Below are 26,968 nucleotides of genomic sequence, written 5' to 3' on the forward strand. Positions count from 1 at the left end.
CCGCCCGCCCCCCGAGCGCCGGGGGGCGCGGCGGGGCGCCGCCGAGCGGGGCCGACCGGGAGCCGGGGAGGCCCCCCGGGGGGGGGGGGGGGGGGCCCCGGGCCGAGGGGCGGGACCGAATCGATGGCGCGCTCAGCAAAGAATGGCCGAATAACGACGGCCGGTGGCTAGAACTTGATGCCACCGATCATCCCGGCCACGTTCGTGGTCAGTTCGCTGATGGTGGGAGCGATGGAGGAACTGGCCATGTAGAACCCGAGCAGCATGCAGACCACCGCGTGTCCTGCCTTCAGTCCGGACTTCCGGACCAGCAGGAAGACGATGATCGCCAGCAGCACCACCGCCGAAATCGAGAGTGCCACGGCGGTTCACCTCCATAGATATTCAGTCGGGAAAACGCAGCGTGCATGTGCCCGGCTCATTCATACCCAGCTATCGCTAGGGATCATAACTATCCGTACGTACGCATCGATCGGTGCACGGCAGCACACGGGGGCGCACGGAACTCCTCGGCGGGGGTCGCGAGCCGTTAGGTTCGGTCGCATGACCTTGAACCCTCCTCCTTCGTTCCCGCGTCAGCACGCCAGGACCCAGCGGTTCACGCTCGGCGCTCCCCGCTCGTTCACGGTCTCACCGGACGGGGCGCGGGTGGTCTTCCTGCGCTCCGCCTCGGGGACGGACCGCGTGAACCGGCTCTGGGTGCTCGACCTCGACGGCTCGGCCGCGGGCCAGGACGGCGCCCGGATCGCCGCCGACCCCGGCGTGCTGCTCGGCGGCGCCTCGGAGCGGCTCTCGGCCGAGGAGCGGGCCCGGCGCGAGCGCAGCCGGGAGGGGTCTGGAGGGATCGTCGGGTACGCGGTGGACTCCGGGGTCGAGCTGGCCGCGTTCGCCCTCTCAGGGCGCCTCTACGCGGCCGAGCTGCGGGCCGGGACGGCACGCGAACTCCCGGCGCCGGGGCCGGTGATCGACCCGCGCCCCGCGCCGGACGGCCGGCACATCGCCTATGTGTCCGGTGGGGCCCTGCGGGTGATCGGGGCTGACGGGGAGGGCGACCGCGAGCTGGCCGGCCCCGGGACCGAGGAGTCCCTGACGGGGGAGGCCGCGGGGAAGGAGGCGGGCGGGAGCGCGGCGCAGGCGGGGCCGGGCGCGGACGTCACCTACGGCCTCGCGGAGTTCATCGCCGCCGAGGAGATGAGCCGTACCCGCGGCTGCTGGTGGTCGCCCGACTCCGACCGGCTGCTCGTCGCGCGCGTGGACACCGCGGACGTACGGCGCTGGTGGATCTCCGACCCGGCCCACCCGGACCGCGAGCCGTCGCGGGTGCCCTACCCGGCGGCGGGTACGCCCAACGCCGACGTACGGCTCTTCCTGGTTCCTCTGACGGACGGCTCGGGGACGGACGGCACCGGCACGCCTCCCGCGGAGGTGATCTGGGACCGGGCCCGTTATCCGTACCTCGCGCGCGTCCACTGGTCCCCGGGAGGCGCCCCGCTGCTGCTCGTCCAGAGCCGGGACCAGCGCGCCCAGATCCACCTCGCGGTGGACCCCGCGACCGGTGCCACCCGCACCGTGCACCGGGACGAGGACCCCGCGTGGCTCGAACTCTCCCCCGGCGTGCCCGCCTGGGCGCCGGACGGGCGGCTCGTCCGGCTGGCCGACGAAGGGGGCGCACGGGTCCTGATGGCCGGCGACCGGCCGCTCACCGGGCCGCAGTTGCATGTCAGGGCGGTCCTGGACATCGGCGAGCACGACATCCTGGTCTCGGCGTCGGCCGGGGAGGAGGCCGCCGCTCCGGAGACCGGCGAGATCCATGTGTACCGCGTCAGCGAGCTGGGCACGGAGCGGTTCTCGGCGGGCACCGGGGTCCATTCGGCCGTCCGCGCGGGAGAGGTGACCGTCCTCGTGTCGGCGCGTCCCGAGAGCGCGGGGGCGTCCGTGGGGGTGTTCCGGGACGGCAAGCAGATCGCGTCGATCGCCTCGTACGCGCAGGCTCCGGTGCTCACCGCGCACGCGCGGCTCACCGAGGGGGGCGCACGGCGTATTCCGTGCGCCGTCCTGCTCCCCACGGGCTACCGGGAGTCGGACGGCCCGCTCCCCGTCCTCCTCGACCCGTACGGCGGTCCGCACGGCCAGCGGGTGGTCGCCGCCCAGAACGCGTACCTCACCTCGCAGTGGTTCGCCGACCAGGGGTTCGCGGTGCTCGTCGCCGACGGACGCGGCACCCCGGGCCGCTCCCCCGCCTGGGAGAAGTCCGTCCACCGGAATCTGCTGCTCACCCTGGACGACCAGATCGAGGCGCTGCACGATCTCGCCGGGCGGTTCCCGTTCGATCTCGGCCGGGTCGCGATCCGCGGCTGGTCGTACGGCGGCTACCTCTCCGCGCTCGCGGTGCTGCGCCGCCCCGACGTCTTCCACGCGGCGGTGGTGGGCGCGCCGGTGACCGATCTGCGCCTCTACGACACGCACTACATGGAGCGCTATCTCGGCACCCCGCAGGAGGCGCCCGAGGTGTACGCGGCCAACTCGCTGGTGACGGACGACGGGCTCTCGTCCCCGGCGGAGCCCGCGCGGCCCATGATGATCATCCATGGGCTGGCCGACGACAATGTGGTGGTCGCCCACTCGCTCAAGCTCTCCGCCGCGCTTCTGGCGGCCGGGCGGCCCCATGAGGTGCTGCCGCTCACGGGTGTGACCCATATGACCCCGCAGGAGGAGATCGCGGAGAACCTGCTGCTGCTCCAGGTCGACTTCCTCAAGCGGTCGCTGAATCCGCGCTGAGGACCGGAGTCGCGACACGCCGGAAAGAGGCCCACGGCACAGGGCGGGAAAAGGCAACCGGCCGGGACTCCTGGAAGTCCCGGCCGGTTTACGGCACCCGCACGGCCGTACGCTCTACAGCTTGGCGGGTGCGTATATCGGTACCGGGTCCGCCAAGTTGCCTGCGTGTTAACGAAATTGTTGTGTTTTATTGATTTTCCTCCCCCTCCGCCCCGGTGGGAACGATCTTCCGTTCCGCCGCGAAATGGCAGGCCGAGGGGTGCGCGGCCGGCCCCGCCGCCGCTCGGAAGACCTCCGGCACCGCCAGCTCCGGCACCTCCACCGCGCACCGCTCCCGCGCCTTCCAGCAGCGGGTGCGGAAACGGCAGCCGGACGGGGGGTTCGCCGGGGACGGCACGTCGCCCGCGAGGATGATCCGGTCCCGGTGCTCACGCGCGGAGGGGTCGGGCAGCGGCACCGCCGACAGCAGCGCCTGGGTGTACGGATGCGTCGGGTGTGCGTAGATCTCCGTGTCCGTGCCGATCTCGGCCAGCCGTCCCAGATACATCACCCCCACGCGGTCGGAGATGTGCCGGACGATCGACAGGTCGTGCGCGATGAAGAGGTACGACAGGTCGAACTCGTGCTGAAGGCGCTCCATCAGATTGATGACCTGCGCCTGGACGGAGACGTCGAGCGCCGAGACCGGCTCGTCCGCCACGATGATCTCCGGCCGGAGCGCGAGCCCGCGGGCGATGCCGATGCGCTGGCGCTGACCGCCGGAGAACTGGTGCGGATAGCGGTTGACGTACTCCGGATTGAGCCCGACGACCTCCAGCAGCTCCTGGACCCGGCGCCGCCGGTCGCCCTTCGGGGCCGCCTCGGGGTGGATCTCGTACGGCTCCCCGATGATGTCGCCGACCGTCATGCGCGGGTTGAGCGAGGTGTACGGGTCCTGGAACACCATCTGGATGTTGCGCCGTACCGCCTTCAGCGCGCGTCCCGACAGCCTGGTGATGTCCTCGCCCTTGTAGCGGATCGTGCCGGACGTCGGCCGCTCCAGGTTGACCAGCAGCTTCGCCACGGTCGACTTGCCGCAGCCGGACTCCCCCACGATGCCCAGGGTCTCGCCGGCCGCCAGGCCGAAGGAGACACCGTCGACCGCGCGCACCGCGCCGATCTGCCGCCGGACGAGGATGCCCTGGGTGAGCGGGTAGTGCTTGACCAGGTCCCGTACCTCCAGGAGGGGTTCAGCCATCGAGCGTCTCCTTCCAGAAGTAGCAGGCGCTCCGCCGCTCCCCGGAGGCCCTGCCGTCCTCCTCCGTCACCGCGTGGAGCGGCGGCACCTCCGCACGGCACACGTCCCGGGCCCGGGGGCAGCGCGGGTGGAACGCGCAGCCCGGTGGGATGTGCAGCAGACTGGGCGGCAGACCCTTGATCGCGTACAGCTCGTGGCCCTTCTGGTCGAGGCGCGGGATCGAGTCCAGCAGCCCCCGGGTGTACGGATGGGCGGGGCGCTTGTAGATCTCGTGGACCGGCGCGGTCTCCACGATGCGACCCGCGTACATCACCGCGATCCGGTCCGCGACGTCCGCGACCACGCCCAGATCGTGGGTGATCAGGATCAGCCCCATGTCGAACTCGCGCCGGAGCTCGGCGAGGAGGTCCATCACCTGGGCCTGCACGGTCACGTCGAGCGCGGTCGTCGGCTCGTCCGCGATGATCAGCGCGGGTTCGAGCGCGAGCGCCATGGCGATCATGATCCGTTGGCGCATGCCCCCCGAGAACTGGTGGGGGTAGTCGTTCACGCGGTCCTTGGCGGCCGGGATACGGACGCGGTCCATCAGTTCGACGGACTTGGCCCGCGCCTGTTTGCGGCCCATTCCCCGGTGAACCTCGAACATCTCCCCGAGTTGGGCCCCCACCGTGAGCACGGGGTTGAGGGAGGACAGCGCGTCCTGGAAGATCATCGCCATCTCGGCGCCGCGGATCCTGCGGCGCTGCTCCTCCTTGAGCCGCAGCAGGTCCTGGCCCCGGAAGAGCACTTCCCCGCCGGTGATCCGGCCGGGCGGGGAGTCCAGGATCCCCATGACCGCCTGGGCGGTGACGGACTTGCCGGAGCCCGACTCCCCGAGCACCGCGAGGGTCTCACCGGCCGCCACCGTGTAGCTGACGCCGTTGACGGCCTTGGCGCTCCCTTCGCGGGTGTGGAACTCCACCTGGAGATCGCGCACTTCGAGCAGGACGGGGGACGGCTCCATGGCAGCGGGGCTCCTCAGCGCAGCTTGGGGTCGAGGGCGTCGCGTACCGCGTCGCCCAGCATGATGAAGGCCAGCACGGTGATCGCCAGCGCCCCGGCCGGCCAGAGCAGCATGTGCGGGGCGTTGCGGATGTACGGGGAGGCGTCCGAGATGTCGATCCCCCAGGAGACCGTCGGTGGTTTGAGGCCCACACCGAGGTACGAGAGGGTCGCCTCCAGCGCGATGAACGTACCGAGGGCGATGGTCGCCACGACGATCACCGGCGCGACCGCGTTGGGCAGCACGTGCCGCAGCATCATCCGCGGGCTGGAGGCACCGAGCGCCCGCGCCGCCTGCACGTAGTCGTTCTGTTTGACGGTGATGACGGAGCCCCGGGCGATCCGGGAGATCTGCGGCCAGCCGAGCAGCACCATGAAGCCGATCACCGGCCAGACGGTGGCGCTGGTCACCACGGAGAGCAGCACCAGACCGCCGAGGACGACGGGGATCCCGAAGAAGATGTCGGTGACCCGGGAGAGCACCGCGTCCCAGGACCCGCCGTAGAACCCGGCGAGCCCGCCGAGGACCGAGCCGACGACGGCGACCCCGAGACTGGCGAGGACACCGACGACGACGGAGGTCCTGGCGCCGTAGACGGTACGGGTGTAGACGTCGCAGCCCTGTCCGTTGAAGCCGAAGGGGTGGCCGGGCCGGGAGCCGTCCTGGGCGTACGCGAGGTCGCAGGAGAGCGGGTTGCCACTGGCGATCAGCGACGGCCAGATCGAGATGACCACCAGAAAGACGATGACCAGCCCGGAGATGAGGAAGACCGGGTTGCGCCGCAGGTCCCGCCAGGCGTCGGACCACAGACTGCGCGCCCGGCCCGCAGGCCCGCCCGCGGGTGTTCCGGGCTCCCCGTCCCTCTCCAGGGTGAACCCCTCGCTGGTGGCCAGGTCCATCGCGCCGCCGGCGCCGGTTCCTGCGATGGCGCCCCCGTCGGCCGTGGGCCCGTCGGGGTCGGGTCCGTCGGGGTTCGGGCGCTGCGGGTCAGGCATACCGGATCCTCGGGTCGAGTACGGCGTACAACAGGTCGACCAGCAGGTTCGCCACCAGGAAGACGATGACGAGCACGGTCACGAAGCCGACGACGGTCTGGGTGTTCTGGCGCAGAATCCCCTGGTAGAGCTGGAATCCGACGCCGTGGATGTTGAAGATCCGCTCGGTGACGATGGCGCCGCCCATCAGGGCGCCGATGTCCGTACCGATGAAGGTGACCACCGGGATCAGTGAATTGCGCAGCAGATGCCTGACGATCACCCGCCGCCGGGGCAGCCCCTTGGCGACGGCCGTACGGACGTAGTCGGAACGGGCGTTCTCCGCGATGGACGTCCGGGTGAGCCGGGTGACGTACGCGAGGGAGACGGAGGCGAGCACCAGCCCCGGCAGGATCAGCTCGTCGAGCGGCGCCGTCGGGGAGACCGAGGGTTCGATGATCTTCCACTTCACCCCGAAGAGGAGTTGGGCCAGCAGCCCGGTGACGAACGTCGGTACGGCGATGACGACGAGGGTCAGCAGCAGGACGGAGGTGTCGACCGGGCGGCCCCGGCGCAGTCCGGTGATCACACCGAAGACGATCCCGACGAGGATCTCGAAGAAGATGGCGACGAGCGTCAGCCGGATGGTGATCGGGAAGGCGGAGGCCATCAGGTCGATGACCTTCTGCCCGTTGAAGGCGGTGCCGAAGTCTCCCGAGAAGACATGGCCCATGTAGGTGAGGTACTGCTGCCAGACGGGCCGGTCGAGGCCGAACTCCTTGCGGAGCTGCGCCTCGGTCGCCGGGTCGCACTGCCGGTCGCCGCAGAGGCCCGCGACGGGGTCTCCCATCACATTGACCATCAGGAAGATCAGCAGTGTGGCGCCGATGAAGACCGGGATCATCTGGAGCAGACGCCGGATCACATAACGTCCCATGCAAGGCTCCGGGGGAAGAGGCGAACGGTGGCCGCGGGGCTGCGTTCCGGCGTCAGCGGACGGTGATCTCGTTGTAGACCGGGACGCTGAACGGGTTGAGCGCCACGTGCGAGACACGGTCCGAGTAGCCCGCGCTGCCGTTCTGGTACCAGAGCGGGATGGCCGCCATCTGGTCCCGTACGACCTCTTCGGCCCGCTGGAACGTGTCGATCGCCGCCTTCGGGTCGACCTCGGCGTTGGCCTCGTTGATCAGCCGGTCGAAGCGTGGGTTGCTCCACTTCCCGTCGTTGGACGAGGCGTTGGTGTAGTAGAGCGGCTGGAGGAAGTTCTGGATCAGCGGGTAGTCCATCTGCCAGCCCGCGCGGAAGGGCCCGGTGAGCTTCTTGCGCCCGATCTGGTTGCGGAAGTCGGCGAAGGTGCCGACGGGGCTGCCGACGCACGCCTTGTCCTGGCCCAGCGCGTTGTTGATGCTGTTGCAGACGGCGTCGACCCACTCCTTGTGGGAGCCGGTGTCCGCGTTGTACGTGATCTTCAGCCGGCCGCCGGGGATGCCGCCGCCCTCCCGGACCAGCTTCTTCGCCGCGGCGGCGTCGTACACGCACGCCGCCCCGCAGAGCCCCGCCTTGTAGCCGCCGTCCGCGCCGAGCACCGGTGAGGTCCAGTCGGTGGCGGGGGTACGGGTCTTGCGGAAGATGGTCTCGGTGATCTGCTCGCGGTTGATGGCCCGGGAGAGCCCGGTGCGGACCTTGACGGCGTTCGCGGTGTTCCAGCGCCGGTCGTAGTACGGGAAGGCGAGGGTCTGGATGATGCCGGCGGGGGTGTTGATGTACCGGCCGTCCAGATCGGACTTCACGTTCTTGAGCTGCGCGGCCGGGACGTCGTCGACCAGGTCGAGATTGCCCGCGACGAGGTCGGTGTAGGCGGTGTTGTTGTCGGTGTAGACCACGAGGTCCACACCGCCGTTGCGCGCCTTGTCCGCGCCGGGGTACGCCTTCCAGGTGCGCAGCGACATCTGGGAGCCCTTGGTGTACCGCTCCACCTCGTAGGGGCCGTTGCCGACCGGCTTGGCGAGCCATGCCGCGTGCCGGTCGTAGAACGCCCTGGGCAGCGGCGCGAAGGCCGCGTATCCGAGGGTGTCCGGCCAGGTGGAGAAGCGCTGCGACAGCTTGACGGTGAAGGTCCGCGGCCCGGTGACCTTCAGGCCGGAGAGGGTCGGTGCGGTGGGCGCGCCGGAGGCCGGGTGGACCTTGTCGTAGCCGTCGATGTACTGGAAGAAGTAGGCGTTCTTCTGGTTGTTCTTGAGGTGGGCACCGTAGTTCCACGCGTCCACGAAGGATCTGGCGGTCACCTTCTCGCCGTTGCTGAAGGTCCAGCCGTCCTTGACGGTGACGGTGAAGTGCGTCGAGTCCGTCGTCTCGATCCGCTCGGCCAGTTCGTCCTCGGCCTTGCCCGTCCTCGGGTTGTACCGCTTCAGTCCGCGGAAGATCATGTCGAGGACCTTGCCGCCCTGGACCTCGTTGGTGTTCGCGGGTTCCAGGGGGTTCTGCGGGTCCCCCCAGGAGGAGCGCACCACACCGTCCGCACCTCCACGAGCGGCGCTGCCTCCCCCGCCGCACGCCGTCGCCGCGAGGGTGACGGCCACCGCGCAGGCGGCCCACCGGACAGGTGCGGGCGTAGCTCCTCGCATGAAGGGTCCTCCTCGGAGGGTCGGGTTCAGATGAGGGACAATATCCACCCATAGGGCGCAATACGCCCACACGACTCACCTGAACGGACGGATCCCCCTCCGGATGTACGCATACCGGTGAGCGACCCGCGGGCACGCCGGAGGGGCGGTTGCCTTTCGGTCGGGTCATGACGGAAGCGCATTCGCACCAACGGTTGGCCATGCGCACACCAAGCCGCAAAAGAGGCATTCAAGGCCCTGCAGAATTCATTGACCGTGCACGTATTCGATTGAAAAAGTCCTTTCGATCCGCGGATCTGACCGTGGAGTCTTCGATCTCTTCCGGCCAGGAGCATCATGACCTCCGCACCCTCTCCGGCCGCCGTCCCTCTGGAGACGCCTCCCGGCAACGGCGGCCCCCCGCCGGCGTCCGCGGCGCCGAGAAGCGGAGCCGGCCGCTCCCCCGGGCAGCTCGCCCTGCGGCGCTTCCGGCGCGACCGTACGGGCGTCGTCTCGGCCTGTGTCGTCGCCTTCTTCTTCGTGGTGGCCGTCTGCGCCCCGCTGATCGCCCGGCTCTACGGGAAGAATCCGTACGACACCTACGGCCAGGACAACCCCGGTCTCCTCGACGACTTCGGCTTCCCGGTCCGCCCCAACGGCGGTATCAGCGGCGCGTACTGGTTCGGCGTCGAACCCGGGCTCGGCCGGGACGTCTTCACCTTCCTGCTGTACGGGATCCGCAACTCGCTGCTGATCGCCACCGTGACCACGCTGCTGGTGGCGGTGGCCGGCGTCGTCGTCGGGGTCACGGCCGGGTACCTCGGCGGGAAGACCGACTACCTCGTCGGCCGGGTCGTCGACATCCTGCTGGCGTTCCCCTCGACGCTGTTCTTCATCGCGTTCTGGCCGGTGCTGATCTCGATCCTGGTCCCGCCCGAGGAGAACACCCCGGTCTGGCTCACGGTCGTCTCGCTGATCTCGGTGATGACCGCCTTCGGCTGGGCCCCCATCGCCCGGCTGCTGCGCGGCGAGGTACTGGCCCTGCGCGAAAGGGAGTTCGTGGAGGCGGCCAGGGTGACCGGCGCGTCCCCGGCGCGGATCGTCTTCAAGGAGCTGCTCCCCAACCTGTGGACGCCGATCCTCATCCAGGCGACCCTCGCGCTCCCCCTCTTCGTCACCACCGAGGCGGGGCTCGCCTTCCTCGGCGTGGGGCTCAGCTCACCGACCCCCGACTGGGGCGTGATGATCCAGCGCGGCTCGAACGTCTACCGGAACGACATCACCTTCCTGCTCTTCCCCGGGCTCGCGATGGTGGTCTTCGTGATCGCCTTCAACCTCCTCGGCGACTCGGTACGCGACGCGCTGGACCCGAAGACGCGCCGCTGACGCCCGCGCGCCCTCGCGCCCTCACGCCCTCGCGCCCCGGGACCGGCCCGGAGCCCCGTACCGCAGCACCACGCGCACCCCGTACCGCCGCACGCCGCCGCTCCCGTACCTCGGTGCGCCGTCATGTCCGCACCGCCGCACGGCAGAACCCCATTCGGCTCCACCGACGCACCGACAGGGCAGGCATCATGTCCCTCTCCCGCAGAAACTTCGTCATCGCCACCTCCGTCGCCGCCGGGGGCTCCGCACTCCTCTCCGCGTGCAGCAGCGGCAGCGGTTCCGGAGGCGGGGGCGGCGGCGCGGGCTCCACGACATACACCGGCAGTACGGTCGCCATCGGCACCGCCGCGGACTCCATCGGGCCCGCCCCCGGCGTCGCCGGGTCGCGCAGGGGCGGCACGATCCGCGGCATCGGCCCCGACGACTTCTCCCATCTCGACCCGCAGCGCATCTACTTCTCGTGGAACTCCACGGTCGGCAACCTCTACATCCGCTGTCTCACCGGCTACAAGATCGCGCCGGACGGCTCCATGAAGCTGGTCGGCGACCTCGCCACCGACGCGGGCACCCTGTCCGACCACGGGAAGACCTGGACGTTCACCCTCAAGGAAGGACTCAGGTGGGAGGACGGCAGTGAACTGACCGTCGACGACGTACGCCACGGCATCGAGCGGGGCTTCGCGAGCTTCACCACCGAGGGCGCCGGCTACCTCCAGACCGCGCTGACCGGCTCCACCGACTTCCGGGCCGCGTACAAGGGCCCGTACGGCGGCAAGCACCTCGACTCCGTCGTCACCGACGCCCGCCGCAGGACCATCACCTTCCATCTGAAGCTGGCCCGGCCCGACCTCAACTTCACGCTGGCGATGCACTCGTACGGCGCCGTACCGGTCAAGCTGGACACCAGGGAGAAGTACGACAAGGACCCGGTCTCGGCCGGACCGTACCGACTCGCCCGGCACGCCGTCGACAAGTCGATGACCCTCACCCGTAATCCGCACTGGGACGAACGGACGGACGCGATCCGCACCGCCTACCCGGACAGCTTCGCCTTCGAGTTCGGCCCGCAGGCGCTCGCGGCCTCCGACCGGCTGATCGCCGACTCGGGCGACGACCAGTACGCGGTGATGGCGTACAGCGGGGTGCCGGCCGAGCGCATCCAGAACGTCCTCACGGACCCCGCGCTGAAGAAGCGCACCATCAACGGCCTGCTCACCGGCCTGTACTACTACGCCATCAACACCCGGCGCGTCCCCGACCTGAAGGTGCGCCAGGCCCTCGTCCACGCCTGGCCGCTGGAGCAGATCCGGCAGATCTACGGCGGCCCGTCCGCGGGCGACCTCGCCACGACGATCCTCAGCCCGGACATCCTCGGGCGCGAGAAGTTCGACGTCTACGGGAAGCTGAAGAAGCCGCAGGGCGACCCGGCGACCGCGAAGAGGCTGCTCAAGGAGGCCGGCAAGTCCGGCCAGAAGATCGTCTACGCCTTCCCGCAGGGCGACAACTACGACAAGACGAAGGTCGTCATCGAGAACGCGCTGCGGAAGGCGGGGTTCGACCCCGTCATCAAGCCGCTCGACTCGACCAGTTACTACGACCAGGTCCAGCAGATCGACAACCGGTTCGACGTGATGTGGTTCGGCTGGGCCCCGGACTGGCCCACCGGCTACACCCTGATCCAGCCGCTCTTCGACGGCGGCACGATCGCCGACGGCGCCAACAACATCTCCCAGCTCAGGGTCGGCTGGGTGGACGCGGCGATCGAGAAGGACGTGGTGATCGCCGACCCGAAGCAGGCGGGGAAGGCATGGGCCGCGCTGGACCGGCGGATCATGACCGAGGAGGCGCCGATCATCCCGGAGACCTACCAGCGCCGCTTCTACCTGGCCGGTTCGAAGGTCGGCGGGGCGCTCTTCGACCCGCTGTTCTCGGCGGCCGTGCTCTACAAGCTGTACGCGAAGGGCTGAGGACCCGAGGCCCGAGGAGAACACGCCATGTTCCGCTTCCTGGTACGCCGCACGCTCGGCGCCGCGGTGATTCTGCTGATCATCAGCGCCTTCACCTTCGTCCTCTTCTACGTCGCGCCCCGCGACCCGGCCAGGGTCGCCTGCGGCAAGGTCTGCACCCCCGAGACGCTGGCGCTCGTACGGCGCAACCTGGGCATCGCCGATCCCCTGCCCGTGCAGTACTGGCACTGGCTCCAGGCGGTGTTCGCCGGCCGCGACTACGCGTCGTTCGGGCACTGCCCGGCGCCGTGCCTCGGCTACTCGTTCCACAACCGCGAGCCCGTCCTCGGCACCATCCTCGACCGCTTCCCGACCACGCTGTCGCTCTCCCTCGGCAGCGCCGTCGTCTTCGTGGTGCTGGGCGTGGGGGCGGGCATGCTCGCGGCGGTCAAGCAGGGCAGGGCGCTGGACAAAATCGCCTCCTCGGCCTCGCTGGTCGGCTCCTCGCTCCAGATCTACATCGTCGGGGTGGTCGCCATGTACTACCTCACCGACCAGTGGCACATCCTGAGCCGCCCCCAGGACATCCCGATCACCCAGGACCCGGTGGGCTGGTTCCAGGGGTTGCTGCTGCCCTGGTTCGTCCTCGCACTGATCTTCACCGCCAACTACACGCGGATGGCCCGCTCCCAGTTGGTCGAGACGCTCGGCGAGGACTACGTACGGACGGCACGCGCCAAGGGCCTCTCGCGCCGCACGGTCTTCTTCCGCTTCGCCTGGCGGGGCGCGATGGGGCCGATCGTCACGATCTTCGGACTGGACATCGGCGCGCTGCTGGGCGGCGCCATCATCACCGAGCAGACGTTCGACCTGCACGGCATCGGCGCGCTCTCCGTCAAGGCCGTGCGCGACAACGACCTGCCGCTGCTGCTCGGGGTGGTCCTCGTCGCGGCCGGAGCGATCGTCGTCTTCAACATCGTCGTCGACGCCGTGTACGCCGTCATCGACCCGCGTGTACGGCTCGCCTAGGGTCCAGGAGGCACCTCACCCCATGACCACGCACCCCCCGACCGCCCCATCCGTGAACTCCCCCTTCCTCTCCGTCCGCGACCTGCGGGTGCACTTCGCCACGGAGGACGGCACCGTACGCGCCGTCGACGGGCTCTCCTTCGACGTCGCGCGCGGCAGGACCCTCGGGATCGTCGGCGAGTCGGGCTCCGGCAAGTCCGTCACCGGCCTGGCGGTCCTGGGCCTGCACGACCGCGACCGCGACCGTACGACGATCGACGGGGAGATCCTGCTCCAAGGACGCGACCTGCTCACCGCGGGCGAACGCCGGCTCGAACGGCTGCGCGGCGACACGATGGCCATGATCTTCCAGGACGCGCTGGCCTCGCTCTCGCCGTACCACACGGTCGGCCGGCAGATCGCGGAGACGTACCGCAAGCACACCGGCGCCTCCCGGAAGGCCGCCCGCGCGCGGGCCGTCGAGATGCTGGGGCGCGTCGGGATCCCGCGGCCGGACGTACGGGCGGACGACTACCCGCACCAGTTCTCCGGCGGGATGCGCCAGCGCGCCATGATCGCGATGGCGCTGGTCTGCGATCCCGCACTGCTGATCGCGGACGAGCCGACGACCGCGCTGGACGTCACCGTGCAGGCCCAGATCATGGATCTGCTGAAGGACCTCCAGCGGGAGACCGGCACCGCGATCATCTTCATCACCCACGATCTGGGCGTGATCGCCGACATCGCGGACGACGTCCTCGTGATGTACGGCGGCCGGTGCGTGGAGCGCGGCACGAAGAAGGAGGTCCTGCGCGCCCCTCAACACCCTTACACCTGGGGCCTGCTGGGCTCCATGCCGAGCCTCGACTCCCCGGTGGACCTGCCGCTCGCCCCCATCCCCGGCACCCCGCCCAGCCTCCTCGACCCGCCCGGCGGCTGCCGCTTCCACCCGCGCTGCGCCTTCACCGAACAGGTGGGCGGCGCGCTCTGCGCGACCCGGCCGCCACCGCTGGAACCGGTGAGGGGACACGGCGCGGCCTGCCATCTGGACGCCGCCCAACGGGTCGAGTTCTCGGCCGACTTCGCGGGCGCGGGCCCGGGGTGAGCGCGCGGACCTGGGCCCGCCCCCGTACTCCCCACCGAAAGGAACCCCACACCCCATGAGCCCCACCACCCCCCTCCTGGAGATCTCCGGGCTCACCAAGCACTTCCCGGTCAGGGGCGGCTTCCCGATCCGGCGCACGGTCGGCGCGGTCCAGGCCGTGGACGGCCTCGACTTCACGGTCGCGGAGGGCGAGAGCCTGGGCCTGGTCGGCGAGTCCGGCTGCGGCAAGTCCACGACGGGCCGGCTCGTCACCCGCCTTCTGGAACCGACCGGCGGCCGGATCACCTATCGCGGCCGGGACATCACGCACGCCTCACGCAAGAGGCTCGCGCCGGTGCGCCCCGAGATCCAGATGATCTTCCAGGACCCGTACGCCTCGCTCAACCCGCGGCAGACGGTCGGCCGGATCATCGCCGGGCCGATGGAGATCAACGGCATCGATCCGCCGGGCGGCCGGGAGAGGCGCGTACGCGAACTCCTCGACACCGTCGGCCTCAACCCCGAGCACTACAACCGCTTCCCGCACGAGTTCTCCGGCGGCCAGCGCCAGCGCATCGGGGTGGCCAGGGCGCTCGCCCTGCGCCCGAGGCTGATCGTGGCCGACGAGCCGGTCTCGGCGCTGGACGTCTCGATCCAGGCGCAGGTCGTCAACCTGCTCCAGCAGCTCCAGCGGGAGCTGGGCATCGCCTTCGTCTTCATCGCCCACGACCTGGCCGTCGTACGCCACTTCTCGCAGCGCGTGGCGGTGATGTACCTGGGCCGCATCGTGGAGATCGCGGACCGGGACGAGCTGTACGGCGCCCCGCGCCACCCGTACACCCGGGCCCTGCTCTCGGCGGTCCCGGAGACGGCGCTCCCGGACGACACCACCCCGCCCCGCACCCGCATCCGCCTGACCGGCGACGTCCCGTCCCCGCTCCACCCACCCTCGGGCTGCCGCTTCCGCACCCGCTGCTGGAAGGCGACGGACCACTGCGCGACGACGACGCCGCCCCTGGCCCGCCCGGAAGGCAGCCGAGAGGGCCACCTGACGGCCTGCCACTATCCGGAGGCGTTGCCGCACGCGGCTGCGCCCGCGCCCATGGATCCCTGATCAGCCCGGTGAACGGGCACCGGGGCGGGGACGTCTGCCCGTCGCGACCTGAAATGATCCGGTCATGAACGCACACACCCGGGACGGCCGTCTGGCCACGGCGATCGCACTGCGCGAACAGGGCGCCCCCGACCGGGCCCGGGAACAACTCCTGGCCCTGACAGCGGAGTTCCCCGAGGACGCCGAGGTGGCCTACCAGACGGCATGGGTCCACGACGTCCTGGGCCTGGAGGCCGAGGCGGCCCCCTTCTACGAACGCGCCCTGCGCGACCCCACGAGCCTGACGGAGACGGACCGCCGGGGCGCGCTGCTCGGCCTCGGCTCCACGTACCGCGTACTCGGCCGGTACGCGCGGGCCGTGGAGACCCTGCGCGGCGGCGTCGCGGAGTTCCCGGACGACGGCGCGCTGCGGACGTTCCTGGCCATGGCCCTGTTCAACACGGAGGAACACCACGAGGCCATGACGCTCCTGCTGAACCTGGTGACCACCACGAGCCGGGACCCGTACGTACAGCGGTACGGACCGGCGATCGACCACTACGCGCGGGACCTGAACGAAACGGCCTGAGAACGGAGCCGCGTTCGATCCGGTCCCCCGTCCCACTCCTCCCGGACTTCGACAACCCGTAGTCGACCACGGGCCGGCGCGGTTCGTCGCGCACGAGCGCAGCGGGTACGGGCCTTCAAGCCGACCGATCACACCTCCGGCCGCGTGGACACGATCCGTTCCCTCACGGCCTCCGGAAGCGGATACTCACGCTCCACCGGCAGCAGAGCGGCCACTTCCTCATCGTCCCCACCGCGAACCGCCCGACGGATGTCACCGGCCATTGCCGTGACGTCGGTCATGCCGACGATCCACTCATCGAGATACCTGTCAACCGCCTCCCCCGACAGCCCGACCTGAACGGCACGCCGGGACAGCGGATTCAGCCCGGTATCGCGATCCGGATCCCACTGCACCCGGACCGGACTCGACTCCAACTCCGCCCGCCACTCCGCCTTGGTGCCGAACCGGGTCCGGTCGAAATGGCTGAGGCAGGCACGGGAAAGAGCCCACTCGAAGCCTTCCCGCGTGATCTCGATGGACAGGATCCGCTCCTGATCCGATTTCGTGGCCCAGCCCGAGCGATACATCATCCAGAGGAACGAAGTCTTGATCCACGTCATCCGGGTGCGCTTGAACGGATCCACAAATGTGCCCGCATCCAATGCGGGGTCGGCAATCCTTGCCGGATACGCCTGATACACCGTGATGGTGTCGTCCGTGAAAACCGCGCGAACTTTCTCATTCATACGGAGTCCTCTGCCGCCCATACTTCCGGACGGCTGAGGATCGGACCGTCGACCTCACTCGCACCGCATGCGTACAGGAGCCAACGCAAATCCTCCCAAGCAAAGGACGGCTCACCCCAGGTATCGGCCCACAGCCTTAGCCCGCCATGCGGCAGGGACGTCAGATCCCACCATGCCCACCCCCGTACCTCCACCTCGGGATCAAATCGGTACAGCCAAGACCGCAAAGCCCAGGGACCTCTTCCAGTCATCTCGGCGTAGCGCAAGCTTCCCATTCGAGCGAAATCCTCAACGGGACCATCACCCTCATGACACACCGCACTGAACCAGGCAGGTATGGTATCGATGGGAAAATCATCATCCTCGAACTCCTTCGACATCGCGAGTGTCAAAACCGAGTTCAGGGCAGACCGAAGCCGGAAGGAATACTCATCAGCAGGCGCCTCGACCGTCAGGTCGAAGTGAGCAAGGACCGGAGGGGCAGATGAAAAATCCGGACGCCCAGAAGTGCGAGATCCTTCCATCCGGAGGTCTTCGATTTCATGCAGCATTACCGTCCCCCTGTCCATAAAAATTCCAACGCTTCTTTCCGCCCGCACCACTTCGAGGTGACCGACAGCCGCGCACGCCGACCTCGTACACCCAAGTTCAACGGAGGACATCTCAACCGTCAAGCCAATTCTTACTATCAACCAACCATTCCAACAGCCTGAATTCACCCTAGCCAAGCTCAGCAGTCGAGCCAGCCCAGCGGATCCTCTTCCGGGGCATCCGTGAGCGACGTGACCGAGACGGGCATCATCAAGGACGCCAGCCTGCCGGTCACCCCAGGAGAAAGAAGCAGCTGGGATCCCGTTCTGACCGATCCGGCGATGGCCACCTGAGCCACGTGGCCAGTTCCGAGAAGGCTTTCCAATGCACCCAAGCGAGGCTTGAATTGGTCCACCAACGCGGCAACTTTGGATTCCAAGCCATCACTGAACTCTTCACTGTACGTGTACGCCCACCAGTTCGATCCCGAATTGATGAAAACACCAGCTCCCGGAGATGCGGCATCAACCCTCAGGACCCCACAGACCATCTGGGCGTCGAGAGGTTCTTTCATGACGACCAGTGAGATATTCACCGATTCCCAAGTATCGATCACAACCACGACACACCCTCACTCGACCGACTACCGCTCATTGACATTGGGAATAACCTTCACCGGAGTTTGCAGGCGGGACATCCTCGCCATTTCTTCCGCGGAGAAGATGATCTGAGAATCGTTGCCCGCAAAGCCAGAAATGATGATGGCCGTTTCACAGCCTTCGGCTCTCAGCATTTCCAGAACCCTGACGCACCCCTCGGCGGCACGAAGGATTATATCGAGCTGCTCCGAAAAGGTTCTGGTCGTACGCTCGTCACACTGGAGACGCCATTGCCCATCGGTATCCCCGGTGGGGTTCCAGCGATCAACACCGGGCAGTCGCACGGCTGAGGGAGTCAATCCCAGGCGCTCCGTGACCGAATCGGGGTCGAGATCATCTTTCTTGACCACGAGCGTCACATCCGTCAGAGTCCATGACTCTCCCGGCTGCCGAATACCACTCATCGAAGATTCACCTTACTCTCCCTTACCACGACTACTGCTTGAACTCACGACAGGCCGCCCAGTGAACATTCCCCATGTCAGATTTCAGGAGATCAGCGAGCATCGTTCGTTGCGGGACTGTCGTCGAATTCTCGTAAATAGTAAACCCGCCCGCACCCTTCGCTTCGGGCGGAGCCAGGGTGTAATTCGGTATCCTATCTCCCGAAACAAACTTCTCCAGCGCCGTCCCAGGGTATGATCCTCCCTCCACAGCAACGCCGTTGAGGCCAGGGATCCTTTCGCCATGTGGCACATAGAACGAGATGCTTGTGCCCGGAGGCACCGTCACCTCGCCGACACCCACTTCAATGTAACCGTGGCCGGCCAGTACGGTTTCACCATCCGGTCGCCCGCCTTTGAGAACTCGACTCGCGTAGTAATGCCCGTCCTGATCGGACCATTTTCGGGGCGACACCTCCGGAGAACTCTCCATGACCGCCCTCTTCACGTCCTCGAATGCTGGAAGCTCCGCTCCAGACCCTCTGCTCGTCAAACCGTCGAACGGGCTTCCCGTACCTCCTCCCGGACCACTCTTGAGGCCGTCTTTGATCCCCGCACGTGCCACCGAGGCGGCGCGCCCCGTGCCCTTCGTGCCGATCAGTTCGGGCACGATCCGGCCGATGAACTCGCTCGGGTCCTTCTTCGCCGCCGTCCAGGCGTCCTTGAGCGTCTGATCGGGGTCCGCGCCCGTCGCGACCAGGCCCGCCAGCGTCATGTTGACGCTCTTGTAGTACTCGGCCGGGTGCGTGATGTTGTACGCGTCCATCGGGTTGACCGAGCGGGCGAAGGTGACGATGCCGGCCGTGGCCTTGACGGCGCCCGCGCCGAAGTGGGCCAGTTCCGTACCCTCGCTGATGGAGTGGTCGATCAGGCCGAGCTTCGCCCGCTCCGTCGCCGAGGGCATTGCGGGGGCGTGGGCCAGCGCGGCCGAGACCGCCTTCCTCGCCGTTTCGGCGGCCTCGTCGCGCTGGCGGCGCGCCTCGGTCAGGGTCTCCCGCGCCCGTACGCGCCGCGCCTCGCCCGGGTCGGTGAACTCGCCCGGGTCGGGGAGGGGATCGGGGCCGTTCCTGGCCGCGTTGTAGGCGTCGGCCTTCTTGTTGTACGCGGCCACCGCCTCCTTCGAGGCCGTCTCGCCCGCGCGGTGGAGGGCGATCGCCTCCCTGGCCTCGCCCTGCGCCCAGGTGACCGTGTCCGCGTATGTCTCCAGCGCCTTCGCCGCGTCCCCGAACGAGTCCGCCGCACGCAACCAGTCCCCGGCGAGCGGAGCGAACTTCTCCCGGAAGGTGTCGGCGGCCGCGCCCTTCCAGCGGCTGGGGTCCAGCTTCTTCATCCCGCCGCCGACCAGGTCGAACGCGTCGCGGAAGTCCCTGAGGTTCTTGACGCTCGCGGTGATCCTGGCCGGCTTGCCGTGGACCAGCTCGTCGGCCTCCTCGCTCTCGCCGAGCTGCTGCTCCGCCACCTTCGCGCCCAGCGAGGACGCGGCGCTGTCGCCCCAGTCCTCGACCTTGTCGGCGAGGCCGTCGGCGCCCGCGTACTCCAGACCCGCGCCGGCCTTGTCCGTCGCCCAGTCGACGCCCTCGCCGACCTTGCGCTTGCCGGCCTCCCAGCCGGCCTCCAGCTTCCCGAGCCCCTTGTCGGCCAGCTCCCCCCAGTCGCTCACCGGCCGTCCGCCCCGTCGTCCGGCCCGTACCGCTCATCCGCCTGCTGGACGGCGCCCTCCGAAGGGCTGAAGACCTCGCGGAACCGCTCCTCCCCGGCTTCACCCAGCTCCGGGCTCACGATGCCGGTCTCCTGGAGGTCCTTCAGCGCCTTCCGCTCCGCCACGTACATCGTGTCGCCCCAGTTCTGCTTCACGTCGTCGTGCGCCTCGGCGAAGGACTCGGCGCTGTAGTCGGCACCGTCCGTCGTGGACTGCGAGCGGATCTCGTCCCAGCTCTTGCTCTCGATCTCTTCCTCGCCGAGGTGCGGGTTCCCGTTCACCGAGTTCACGGCGATCTTGAACGTGCCCTTGATGTACTGCTCCTGCTCGTGGAAGGCCCCGGCCGAGAGCCCCACGCCGAGGGCGAAGTTGTTCCCCCGCTGCATCAGGGCCCGTACGCCCCACTCCCAGCGTTCGCAGAACGTGTCGAACTGCGCGGCCAGCCCCGCGTGCCCCAGCTCCAGTCCGGTCAGGGAGAGTTCCGCGAAACCCCGGCCCGCGGTCGCCCGGCCGATCGCACCGAGGTCCTTCAGCTCGCCGTGCGCCTTGTCGATGCCCTGGGCGATCAGCGCCAGCGCCTCGTCCGGGGCATCGAGGTCCGGTACGTCGCCGCTCATCGCGTTCCCCCCGCCCGTACCGCGGTGGACACCGTCGCCGCGACCGCGGCGTCCACCGCCGCCGTCTCCGGCACCACCCCGGCCACCGGCGGGAAGAGCATGCCGTCGGGGCTTCCCGCGTCCAGGGCCACCCCGGCGGGCACGCCCAGCAGCGGCACCATCACGTCGAGCAGACGCGCGCCCAGCACCGTACGGTACGGCCACTCCCGCGCCGCCTCCCCGCGCGCGAACGCGAACCGGGCCAGCGCGGCCTCGTCGGAGAAGGCGCAGATCCACCGGATCCCGCCCTGCTCCGCCGTCCAGAGGCCGCCTCGGCCGTCGTCCGGGACGAGTGCCGCCGTACGCCGGAATTCCCCCAGCAACGCCGCGAACTCCGTCCTCGCCGCCGCGACGGCGTCGGCGGGCGGCGCGGGCCGGGAGGGCGGCGCGGGGGCCGGTGCCGGGCGCCGGTCGGTCTCCGAGCGGGCCAGATCGGCCAGGCGCAGGGGGCGTTCCCGCCCTGGGGGTCCGCTCCGGCTCGTGGTCATGAGCCGGATTCTGTCGTGATCGTATTACTCAACGCAACGTGGAAAGAGCGCACCGCGAACGGACCAGGGCCCGGAACCGTGCGTACGGTTCCGGGCCCTGGTGCGGGGTACTGCGGTGTGGCGGTGGCGGCGTGACGCGCGGTCAGGCCGCGTGGACCACGTCCTTCTCCTCCGCGAAGTGGCACGCCGACTCGTGCGCGCTCCCGCTGTCCGAGTCCTTGAAGCGCTCGGGGACGGCGAGCAGCGGCACCTCCTCCGCGCAGCGGTCCTCCGCCTTCCAGCAGCGGGTGCGGAAGCGGCAGCCGGACGGGGGGTTCGCCGGGGAGGGGACGTCTCCGGTGAGGATGATCCGCTCGCGGCCCTCGCGGGCCTCCGGGTCGGGGACCGGGACCGCCGACAGCAGCGCCTGGGTGTAGGGGTGCGTCGGGTGGTCGTAGATCTGGGTGTCCGTACCGATCTCGGCCATCTTGCCGAGGTACATGACGCCCACGCGGTCGGAGATGTGCCGGACGATCGACAGGTCGTGCGCGATGAAGATGTAGGAGAGGTTGAACTCGTCCTGGAGCTTCTCCATCAGGTTGATGACCTGCGCCTGGACGGAGACGTCCAGCGCCGAGACCGGCTCGTCGCAGATGATGACCTCGGGGTTGAGCGCGAGGCCGCGGGCGATGCCGATGCGCTGGCGCTGACCGCCGGAGAACTGGTGCGGATAGCGGTTGATGTACTCCGGGTTGAGACCCACCACGTCCAGCAGTTCCTGGACCCTGCGGCGGCGGTCGCCCTTCGGCGCCACCTCGGGGTGGATGTCGAACGGCTCCCCGATGATGTCGCCGACCGTCATGCGCGGGTTCAGCGAGGTGTACGGGTCCTGGAACACCATCTGGATGTTGCGCCGTACGGCCTTCAGGGCCCGCCCGGACAGCTTGGTGATGTCCTGGCCCTTGAAGAAGACCTCGCCCGCGGTGGCCGTCTCCAGCATCATCAGCAGCTTGGCGACGGTGGACTTGCCGCAGCCGGACTCGCCGACGATGCCCAGGGTCTCGCCCTGGTACAGGTCGAAGGAGATGCCGTCCACGGCCTTGACCGCGCCGACCTGCCGCTTGAAGAGGATGCCCTGCGTCAGCGGGAAGTGCTTGACGAGGTTACGGACCTGGAGGATCGGCTCGCCGCGCTCGACGGGCGCCTCGATCGCGGCGACGGAGGCCGACTCGGTCCCCGCGTCGACCACGTCGACCTCGGTGACGTTCGGGGTGGTGTCCACCGCGTCCGCGCCGTCCATGGCCTCGTCACGTTTCGCCGGCTCAGCCATGGATCGTCTCCTTCCAGAAGTGGCATGCGCTGCCGCGTCCGGGCAGCTCGCCGCCGTCCCGCTCGGTCACCTGCGCCAGCGCGGGGACCTCCGTACGGCAGATGTCCTGCGCCGAGGGGCAGCGCGGGTTGAAGGCGCAACCGCTCGGGATCTTGAGCAGGTTGGGCGGGAGGCCCTTGATCGCGTAGAGCTCGTGGCCCTTCTGGTCCAGGCGCGGGATCGAGTCCAGCAGGCCCCGGGTGTACGGGTGCGCGGGGCGCTTGTAGATCTCGTGGACCGGCGCGGTCTCCACGATGCGGCCCGCGTACATCACCGCGATCTTGTCCGCGACGTCGGCCACGACGCCGAGGTCGTGGGTGATCAGGATCAGCCCCATGTTGAACTCGCGCTGGAGCTCGGCGAGGAGGTCCATCACCTGGGCCTGCACGGTCACGTCGAGCGCGGTCGTCGGCTCGTCCGCGATGATCAGGTCGGGCTCCAGGGCGAGCGCCATGGCGATCATGATGCGCTGGCGCATACCGCCGGAGAACTGGTGCGGGTAGTCGTTCACCCGGTCCTTGGCCGCCGGGATACGGACCCGGTCCATCAGCTCGATGGACTTGGCCTTGGCCTCCTTCTTGGAGAGGCCCTGGTGCACGCGGAACATCTCGCCGAGCTGGTAGCCGACGGAGAGCACCGGGTTGAGCGACGACAGCGCGTCCTGGAAGATCATCGCGATCCTCTGGCCGCGGATCTTGCGCCGCTCGTCGTTGCTCATCTTGAGCATGTCCTGGCCCCGGAAGAGGATCTCTCCCTGGGGGATACGGCCGGGAGGCATGTCGAGGATGCCCATGATGGCCTGCGCGGTGACGGACTTGCCGGAACCCGACTCGCCCAGCACGGCCAGGGTCTCCCCGGCGGCGACGCTGTAGTTGACCCCGTTGACCGCCTTGGCCACACCGTCCCGGGTGTGGAACTCCACGTGCAGATCACGGACTTCCAGCAGCATGTCGCCGGAACCGTCCGCGTTCTGCGGAGCGGTTCGGTCCGCTGTTTTCTCGATGATGGTCATGTACGCCTCCCTCAGCGCAGCTTGGGGTCGAGGGCGTTGCGTACCGCATCGCCGAGCATGATGAACGCCAGAACGGTGATCGACACCATGACGGACGGGATGATCAGGACGTACGCGGCGTTACGGAGCTGCTCCTGGCCCGAGGAGATGTCGACGCCCCACGAGACGGTCGGCTCGGCGAGGCCGATGCCCAGGAAGGACAGCGTGGCCTCGGCGGAGATGTAGCCGCCGAGCGCGATGGTGGCGACGACGATGACCGGTGCGATGGCGTTGGGCAGAATGTGGCGGAGCAGGATCCGGGTGGTCGAGGCGCCGAGCGCCTTGGCCGCCATCACGTAGTCCGCCTGCTTGACGGTGAGCACCGAGCCTCGGGCGACACGGGCGATCTGGGTCCAGCCGAGGAAGGCCAGGGCCAGGATCACGACGTACACGTGACGCTCCTCGAAGGAGGTCAGGACGACCATCGCGCCGAGGATGAAGGGCACGCCGAAGAAGATGTCGGTGATCCGGGAGAGCAGGGTGTCGATCCAGCCGCCGAAGTATCCGGCGAGCATGCCGACGACCGTACCGAGCACGGTGACGAGCGCGGTGACGACGAGGGCGACCGTGATCGAGGCGCGGGCCCCGTAGATCACGCGCGCGTAGATCGACCGGCCCTGGATGTCGTACCCGAACCAGTCCTCCTTGAAGAAGTGGCTCCAGTTCGGCTTCTGCAGGTAGTGGTGGGCGAGGTCCGCGTACCGCGGGTCCGCGCCGGTGAACAGCCCCGGGAAGACCGCCATCACCAGCAGTACGGCGATCAGCACGGCCGAGACGAGGAAGAGCGGGTTGCGCCGCAGATCGTGCCAGGCGTCCGACCAGAGGCTGCGGGGCTTGCCCACCGAGCTGTCGGCGGGCGGCGCCGGGTTCTCCGCCAGTGCTTCGGCAGGCTTCACCCCACCGGTGTCCTTGGTGGTGTCCTTGAGTGCCTCAGGCATAACGGATCCTCGGGTCCAGGACCGCGTAAAGCAGGTCGACGAGCAGGCTGGCGACGAGATACACGACCACGATCAGGGTCACGATGCCCACGACCGTGGCGCCCTCCCGGTGCCTGAGCGCGTCGAAGGTGGCGTAGCCGACACCCTTGACGTTGAAGATGCCCTCGGTGACGACCGCGCCGCCCAGCAGGGCGCCCAGGTCGGTGCCGAGGAAGGTGACCACCGGGATCATGGAGTTGCGCATCAGGTGCACTCCGACGATACGACGGCGCGGCAGCCCCTTGGCCACCGCGGTGCGCATGTAGTCGGAGCGGAGGTTCTCCGCGATCGAGGTACGGGTGAGCCGTGCCACGTACGCGAGGGAGAGGGAGCCGAGCACCACGGCCGGCAGGAACAGCTCGTCCCAGTTCGCTTCCCCGCTGACGTTGGGGTCCACCCAGCCGAGCTGGAAGGCGAAGAAGTACTGGCCGAGGAAGCCGAGCACGAAGGACGGCACCGAGATCAGCAGCAGGGTGATGATGAGCAGCCCGCGGTCCCGGAGGGTGTCGGCCTTCAGACCGGCGAAGACCCCCATCGATATACCGACGAGCACGGTGAAGGCGAAGGCGAACAGGGCCAACCGGACCGTGATCGGGAACGCCTCGGAGATGATGTCGGCGACAGGTCGCCCACTGGCGATCTGCGTTCCGAAATCACCCTGGAACAGGCCGGTCAGGTAGTTCCAGTACTGGTGCCAGAGCGGCAGATCGAGCCCGAGATCCTTCTTCATCGCAGCGATCTGCGAGGGATCGACGGTCTGCTCACCGGCGAGCGCGCGCACCGGGTCACCGGGCAGCGCGAACATCATGGAGAAGACCAGCAGGGTTGACCCGATGAACACCGGGATCATCTGGAGCAGTCGCCGCGCGACATAACGCCCCATGTGTGCCTCCGAATGAATAACTTCAGCCCCGAAGGCCGCTCCCCCGTGAAATGAGGGGGAGCGGCCTCGGGACCACCGCCGTCGGGGCGGTTTCTGGCCGAGTGGGGGGGATGGCCCTCGGGCCGTGGTGCGAGCTACTTGACGGTGACCTCGGTCAGCTCGTAGTCGCCGTGGAAGTCGACGTTCACGTTGTCGACCGACTTGGAGTAGCCGCCGTTGGCCTTGTACTCCCAGAGCGGGATCGCGGGCATCTTCTCCAGGACCAGCTTCTCGGCGTCCTGGTAGGCAGCGATCGACTCCTCAAGGGTCTTCGCGTTGTCGCCCTTCTTGAACGCGGCGTCGACCTCCTTGTCGGAGAACCGGCCGTTGTTCGCCTCGGCGGTGGTGCCGTACAGCTCCCGCATGAAGTTGACGTTCAGCGGGTAGTCGGCGACCCAGCCACCACGGTAGGCGGACTTGACCTGGTTGTTGTCACGCGCCTCCAGGTCGGTCTGGAAGTCCGGCTTGGCGTCCGGGACGCAGTCCACACCGGTGGAGTTACGGATCGACTCGCAGACCGCGGTCACCCACTCCTTGTGGCCACCGTCGGCGTTGTACTGGATCCACATCTTGTTGCCGGGGACGCCGCCACCCTCGGTGACGAGCTTCTTGGCCTCGGCCGGGTTGAACTTGAAGACGTCGGTGCCCAGGTCCTGGTTACCGGCGACACCCGGCGGGGTGAAGCTGGTGGCCGGCTTGCGGGTGCCGTTGAGGACCGTCTTGGTGATCGTGTCGCGGTCGATACCCATCGACAGACCCTGGATGACCTTGGGGTCGATGCCCTTGAAGGTCTTCGAGTAGAACGCCGGCACGATGGACTGGATGGCCGCGTACGGCTGGTCGACCGCGCGGTCGCCGAGGTCCTGCTTGTACTTCGGCAGGTCCTTCGGGCCGACCTGCTTGACCAGGTCCAGGTTGCCGGAGAGCAGGTCCTGGTACGCGGCCTCGACGGTCGCGTAGTTCTTGAAGAGGATGCCCTTGTTCTTGGCCTTGTTCGGACCCTTGTAGTCCGGGTTGGCCTTGACCTGGATGAGCTTCTTGTGGTCCCACTTCTCGAAGATGTAGGGACCGTTGCCCACCGGGGCCTGGCCGAACGCCTTGGTGTCCTTGTAGAAGACCTCGGGCAGCGGCGCGAAGGTCGCGTAGCCGAGCTTGTACTCGAAGTACGGGACCGGCTTCGTGAGCTCGATGGTGAAGGTCGTGTCGTCGACGACCTTCAGGCCCGACATCGTGTCGGACTTCGGGTCGCCCTTCTCCGGGTGGACGTCGGCGTAACCGGCGACGTCCTCCCACCAGAAGGCGTTCTGCTGGTTGTTCTTGATGTTGGCGTACCAGTTCCACGCCTTGACGTACGACTCGGCCGTGACCGGGGTACCGTCGTGGAACTTCCAGCCGTCCTTGAGCTTGACCGTCCACGTCTTCGAGTCGGTCGTCTTGATCGACTCGGCGTTCGTGTAGACGATCTCGCCCTTGGAGTCGAAGTCGACGAGCTGGGTGAAGACCGACTGGATGACGTAGCTGCCGACGGACTCGTTGGTGTCTGCCGGGATCAGCGGCTTCTGCGGCTCACCGTTGTCGATGGAGATGTAGCCGGCAGGCTTGCCCTTCTCCTTCGACGCCGAGTCACTGGTGTCATCGCTTCCGCCGCCGCAAGCCGTCGCCGAAAGGGCCACGACAATCGCGCCCACTACCCACTTGGCGCTCTTGGCACCACGCATGGGTTCCT

25 protein-coding genes are annotated in these 26,968 nt (G+C 68.5%); 7 read left to right on the top strand and 18 right to left on the bottom strand.

Translation table 11 applies throughout. The annotated features are described in order from the left end of the window. Positions 1-167: 167 nt before the first annotated feature. Positions 168-362 (bottom strand): hypothetical protein, encoded by a 195-nt coding sequence (locus tag ACFXPK_RS00150; RefSeq protein WP_329829152.1) that lies wholly within the window; start codon positions 360-362, stop codon positions 168-170. Positions 363-543: 181 nt separating this feature from the next. Here ACFXPK_RS00150 and ACFXPK_RS00155 point away from each other — a divergent pair, with 181 nt between their 5' ends. Beyond that, positions 544-2,778, top strand: a complete 2,235-nt coding sequence (locus tag ACFXPK_RS00155) for a prolyl oligopeptidase family serine peptidase (RefSeq protein WP_385069860.1) — start codon at positions 544-546, stop codon at positions 2,776-2,778. 187 nt (positions 2,779-2,965) lie between these two features. Here the strand turns inward: ACFXPK_RS00155 and ACFXPK_RS00160 are convergent, their stop codons facing one another. The 5 genes from ACFXPK_RS00160 to ACFXPK_RS00180 are packed head-to-tail and all read right to left on the bottom strand — an operon-like array spanning position 2,966 to position 8,655. Continuing rightward, positions 2,966-4,015 carry an ABC transporter ATP-binding protein gene (locus ACFXPK_RS00160; RefSeq protein ID WP_385069863.1) on the bottom strand — a complete coding sequence of 350 codons (1,050 nt, stop codon included), beginning with the start codon at positions 4,013-4,015 and terminating at the stop codon, positions 2,966-2,968. Beyond that, entirely contained in the window at positions 4,008-5,018 is a 1,011-nt protein-coding gene (locus ACFXPK_RS00165) for an ABC transporter ATP-binding protein (protein ID WP_385069866.1), read from the bottom strand. The genes ACFXPK_RS00160 and ACFXPK_RS00165 overlap by 8 nt, the downstream gene beginning before the upstream one ends. Positions 5,019-5,032: 14 nt before the next feature. Beyond that, complete coding sequence (locus ACFXPK_RS00170) at positions 5,033-6,052, bottom strand: ABC transporter permease (protein ID WP_385069868.1); 1,020 nt, start codon at positions 6,050-6,052, stop codon at positions 5,033-5,035. Continuing rightward, the gene (locus ACFXPK_RS00175; protein WP_385069870.1) at positions 6,045-6,968 is read right to left on the bottom strand and encodes an ABC transporter permease; all 924 of its coding nucleotides are present in this window, start codon (positions 6,966-6,968) and stop codon (positions 6,045-6,047) included. Before ACFXPK_RS00175 ends, ACFXPK_RS00170 begins: the two co-directional genes overlap by 8 nt. A 52-nt stretch (positions 6,969-7,020) precedes the next feature. Continuing rightward, complete coding sequence (locus tag ACFXPK_RS00180; RefSeq protein ID WP_384997530.1) at positions 7,021-8,655, bottom strand: ABC transporter substrate-binding protein; 1,635 nt, start codon at positions 8,653-8,655, stop codon at positions 7,021-7,023. A 336-nt stretch (positions 8,656-8,991) separates the two neighbouring features. On the opposite strand from ACFXPK_RS00180, the gene ACFXPK_RS00185 reads away from it, so the two are divergent. The 6 genes from ACFXPK_RS00185 to ACFXPK_RS00210 all read left to right on the top strand — a co-directional run bounded on the left by ACFXPK_RS00185 (position 8,992) and on the right by ACFXPK_RS00210 (position 15,740). Then, entirely contained in the window at positions 8,992-10,020 is a 1,029-nt protein-coding gene (locus ACFXPK_RS00185) for an ABC transporter permease (RefSeq protein WP_385069873.1), read from the top strand. A gap of 188 nt (positions 10,021-10,208) precedes the next feature. Beyond that, positions 10,209-11,987 carry an ABC transporter substrate-binding protein gene (locus ACFXPK_RS00190; RefSeq protein ID WP_385069875.1) on the top strand — a complete coding sequence of 593 codons (1,779 nt, stop codon included), beginning with the start codon at positions 10,209-10,211 and terminating at the stop codon, positions 11,985-11,987. Positions 11,988-12,014: 27 nt separating this feature from the next. Then, positions 12,015-12,995 (top strand): ABC transporter permease, encoded by a 981-nt coding sequence (locus tag ACFXPK_RS00195; protein ID WP_385069878.1) that lies wholly within the window; start codon positions 12,015-12,017, stop codon positions 12,993-12,995. 22 nt (positions 12,996-13,017) lie between these two features. Next, positions 13,018-14,079 carry an ABC transporter ATP-binding protein gene (locus ACFXPK_RS00200; RefSeq protein ID WP_385069881.1) on the top strand — a complete coding sequence of 354 codons (1,062 nt, stop codon included), beginning with the start codon at positions 13,018-13,020 and terminating at the stop codon, positions 14,077-14,079. A gap of 55 nt (positions 14,080-14,134) precedes the next feature. Beyond that, positions 14,135-15,172 (top strand): ABC transporter ATP-binding protein, encoded by a 1,038-nt coding sequence (locus ACFXPK_RS00205; protein ID WP_384997540.1) that lies wholly within the window; start codon positions 14,135-14,137, stop codon positions 15,170-15,172. A gap of 64 nt (positions 15,173-15,236) precedes the next feature. After that, positions 15,237-15,740: a tetratricopeptide repeat protein gene (locus tag ACFXPK_RS00210; RefSeq protein WP_384997542.1), complete on the top strand. Its 504-nt coding sequence runs from the start codon at positions 15,237-15,239 to the stop codon at positions 15,738-15,740. Positions 15,741-15,868: 128 nt separating this feature from the next. Here ACFXPK_RS00210 and ACFXPK_RS00215 read toward each other — a convergent pair whose 3' ends face one another. The 12 genes from ACFXPK_RS00215 to ACFXPK_RS00270 form a co-directional block, all read right to left on the bottom strand. Next, a complete protein-coding gene (locus tag ACFXPK_RS00215; protein ID WP_385069885.1) occupies positions 15,869-16,468 on the bottom strand; it encodes a DUF4291 domain-containing protein in 600 nt (199 codons plus the stop codon). Beyond that, a complete protein-coding gene (locus tag ACFXPK_RS00220) occupies positions 16,465-17,019 on the bottom strand; it encodes a hypothetical protein (protein ID WP_385070254.1) in 555 nt (184 codons plus the stop codon). The genes ACFXPK_RS00215 and ACFXPK_RS00220 overlap by 4 nt, the downstream gene beginning before the upstream one ends. Before the next feature lie 179 nt (positions 17,020-17,198). After that, positions 17,199-17,621 carry a hypothetical protein gene (locus ACFXPK_RS00225; RefSeq protein ID WP_385069888.1) on the bottom strand — a complete coding sequence of 141 codons (423 nt, stop codon included), beginning with the start codon at positions 17,619-17,621 and terminating at the stop codon, positions 17,199-17,201. Between the two features lie 21 nt (positions 17,622-17,642). Then, entirely contained in the window at positions 17,643-18,017 is a 375-nt protein-coding gene (locus tag ACFXPK_RS00230) for a DUF4279 domain-containing protein (protein ID WP_385069891.1), read from the bottom strand. 76 nt (positions 18,018-18,093) lie between these two features. After that, positions 18,094-19,761: a putative T7SS-secreted protein gene (locus tag ACFXPK_RS00235; RefSeq protein ID WP_385069894.1), complete on the bottom strand. Its 1,668-nt coding sequence runs from the start codon at positions 19,759-19,761 to the stop codon at positions 18,094-18,096. Then, on the bottom strand, positions 19,758-20,417 hold the full coding sequence (locus ACFXPK_RS00240) for a hypothetical protein (RefSeq protein WP_385069897.1): 660 nt from the start codon (positions 20,415-20,417) through the stop codon (positions 19,758-19,760). The genes ACFXPK_RS00235 and ACFXPK_RS00240 overlap by 4 nt, the downstream gene beginning before the upstream one ends. Then, positions 20,414-20,944, bottom strand: a complete 531-nt coding sequence (locus tag ACFXPK_RS00245; RefSeq protein ID WP_385069900.1) for an SseB family protein — start codon at positions 20,942-20,944, stop codon at positions 20,414-20,416. The genes ACFXPK_RS00240 and ACFXPK_RS00245 overlap by 4 nt, the downstream gene beginning before the upstream one ends. A gap of 142 nt (positions 20,945-21,086) precedes the next feature. Beyond that, the gene (locus ACFXPK_RS00250; protein ID WP_384997546.1) at positions 21,087-22,253 is read right to left on the bottom strand and encodes an ABC transporter ATP-binding protein; all 1,167 of its coding nucleotides are present in this window, start codon (positions 22,251-22,253) and stop codon (positions 21,087-21,089) included. Then, positions 22,246-23,304: an ABC transporter ATP-binding protein gene (locus ACFXPK_RS00255; protein ID WP_384997548.1), complete on the bottom strand. Its 1,059-nt coding sequence runs from the start codon at positions 23,302-23,304 to the stop codon at positions 22,246-22,248. The genes ACFXPK_RS00250 and ACFXPK_RS00255 overlap by 8 nt, the downstream gene beginning before the upstream one ends. 11 nt (positions 23,305-23,315) lie before the next feature. Further along, positions 23,316-24,281 (bottom strand): ABC transporter permease, encoded by a 966-nt coding sequence (locus ACFXPK_RS00260; protein WP_384997550.1) that lies wholly within the window; start codon positions 24,279-24,281, stop codon positions 23,316-23,318. Next, positions 24,274-25,203, bottom strand: coding sequence for an ABC transporter permease (locus tag ACFXPK_RS00265; RefSeq protein ID WP_384997552.1), 930 nt, complete (start codon positions 25,201-25,203; stop codon positions 24,274-24,276). The genes ACFXPK_RS00260 and ACFXPK_RS00265 overlap by 8 nt, the downstream gene beginning before the upstream one ends. Before the next feature lie 134 nt (positions 25,204-25,337). Continuing rightward, entirely contained in the window at positions 25,338-26,960 is a 1,623-nt protein-coding gene (locus tag ACFXPK_RS00270) for an ABC transporter substrate-binding protein (RefSeq protein ID WP_385069905.1), read from the bottom strand. Between the last annotated feature and the right edge of the window lie 8 nt (positions 26,961-26,968).

Source organism: Streptomyces sp. NPDC059142 (genome assembly GCF_042755665.1).
Taxonomy (GTDB): domain Bacteria; phylum Actinomycetota; class Actinomycetes; order Streptomycetales; family Streptomycetaceae; genus Streptomyces.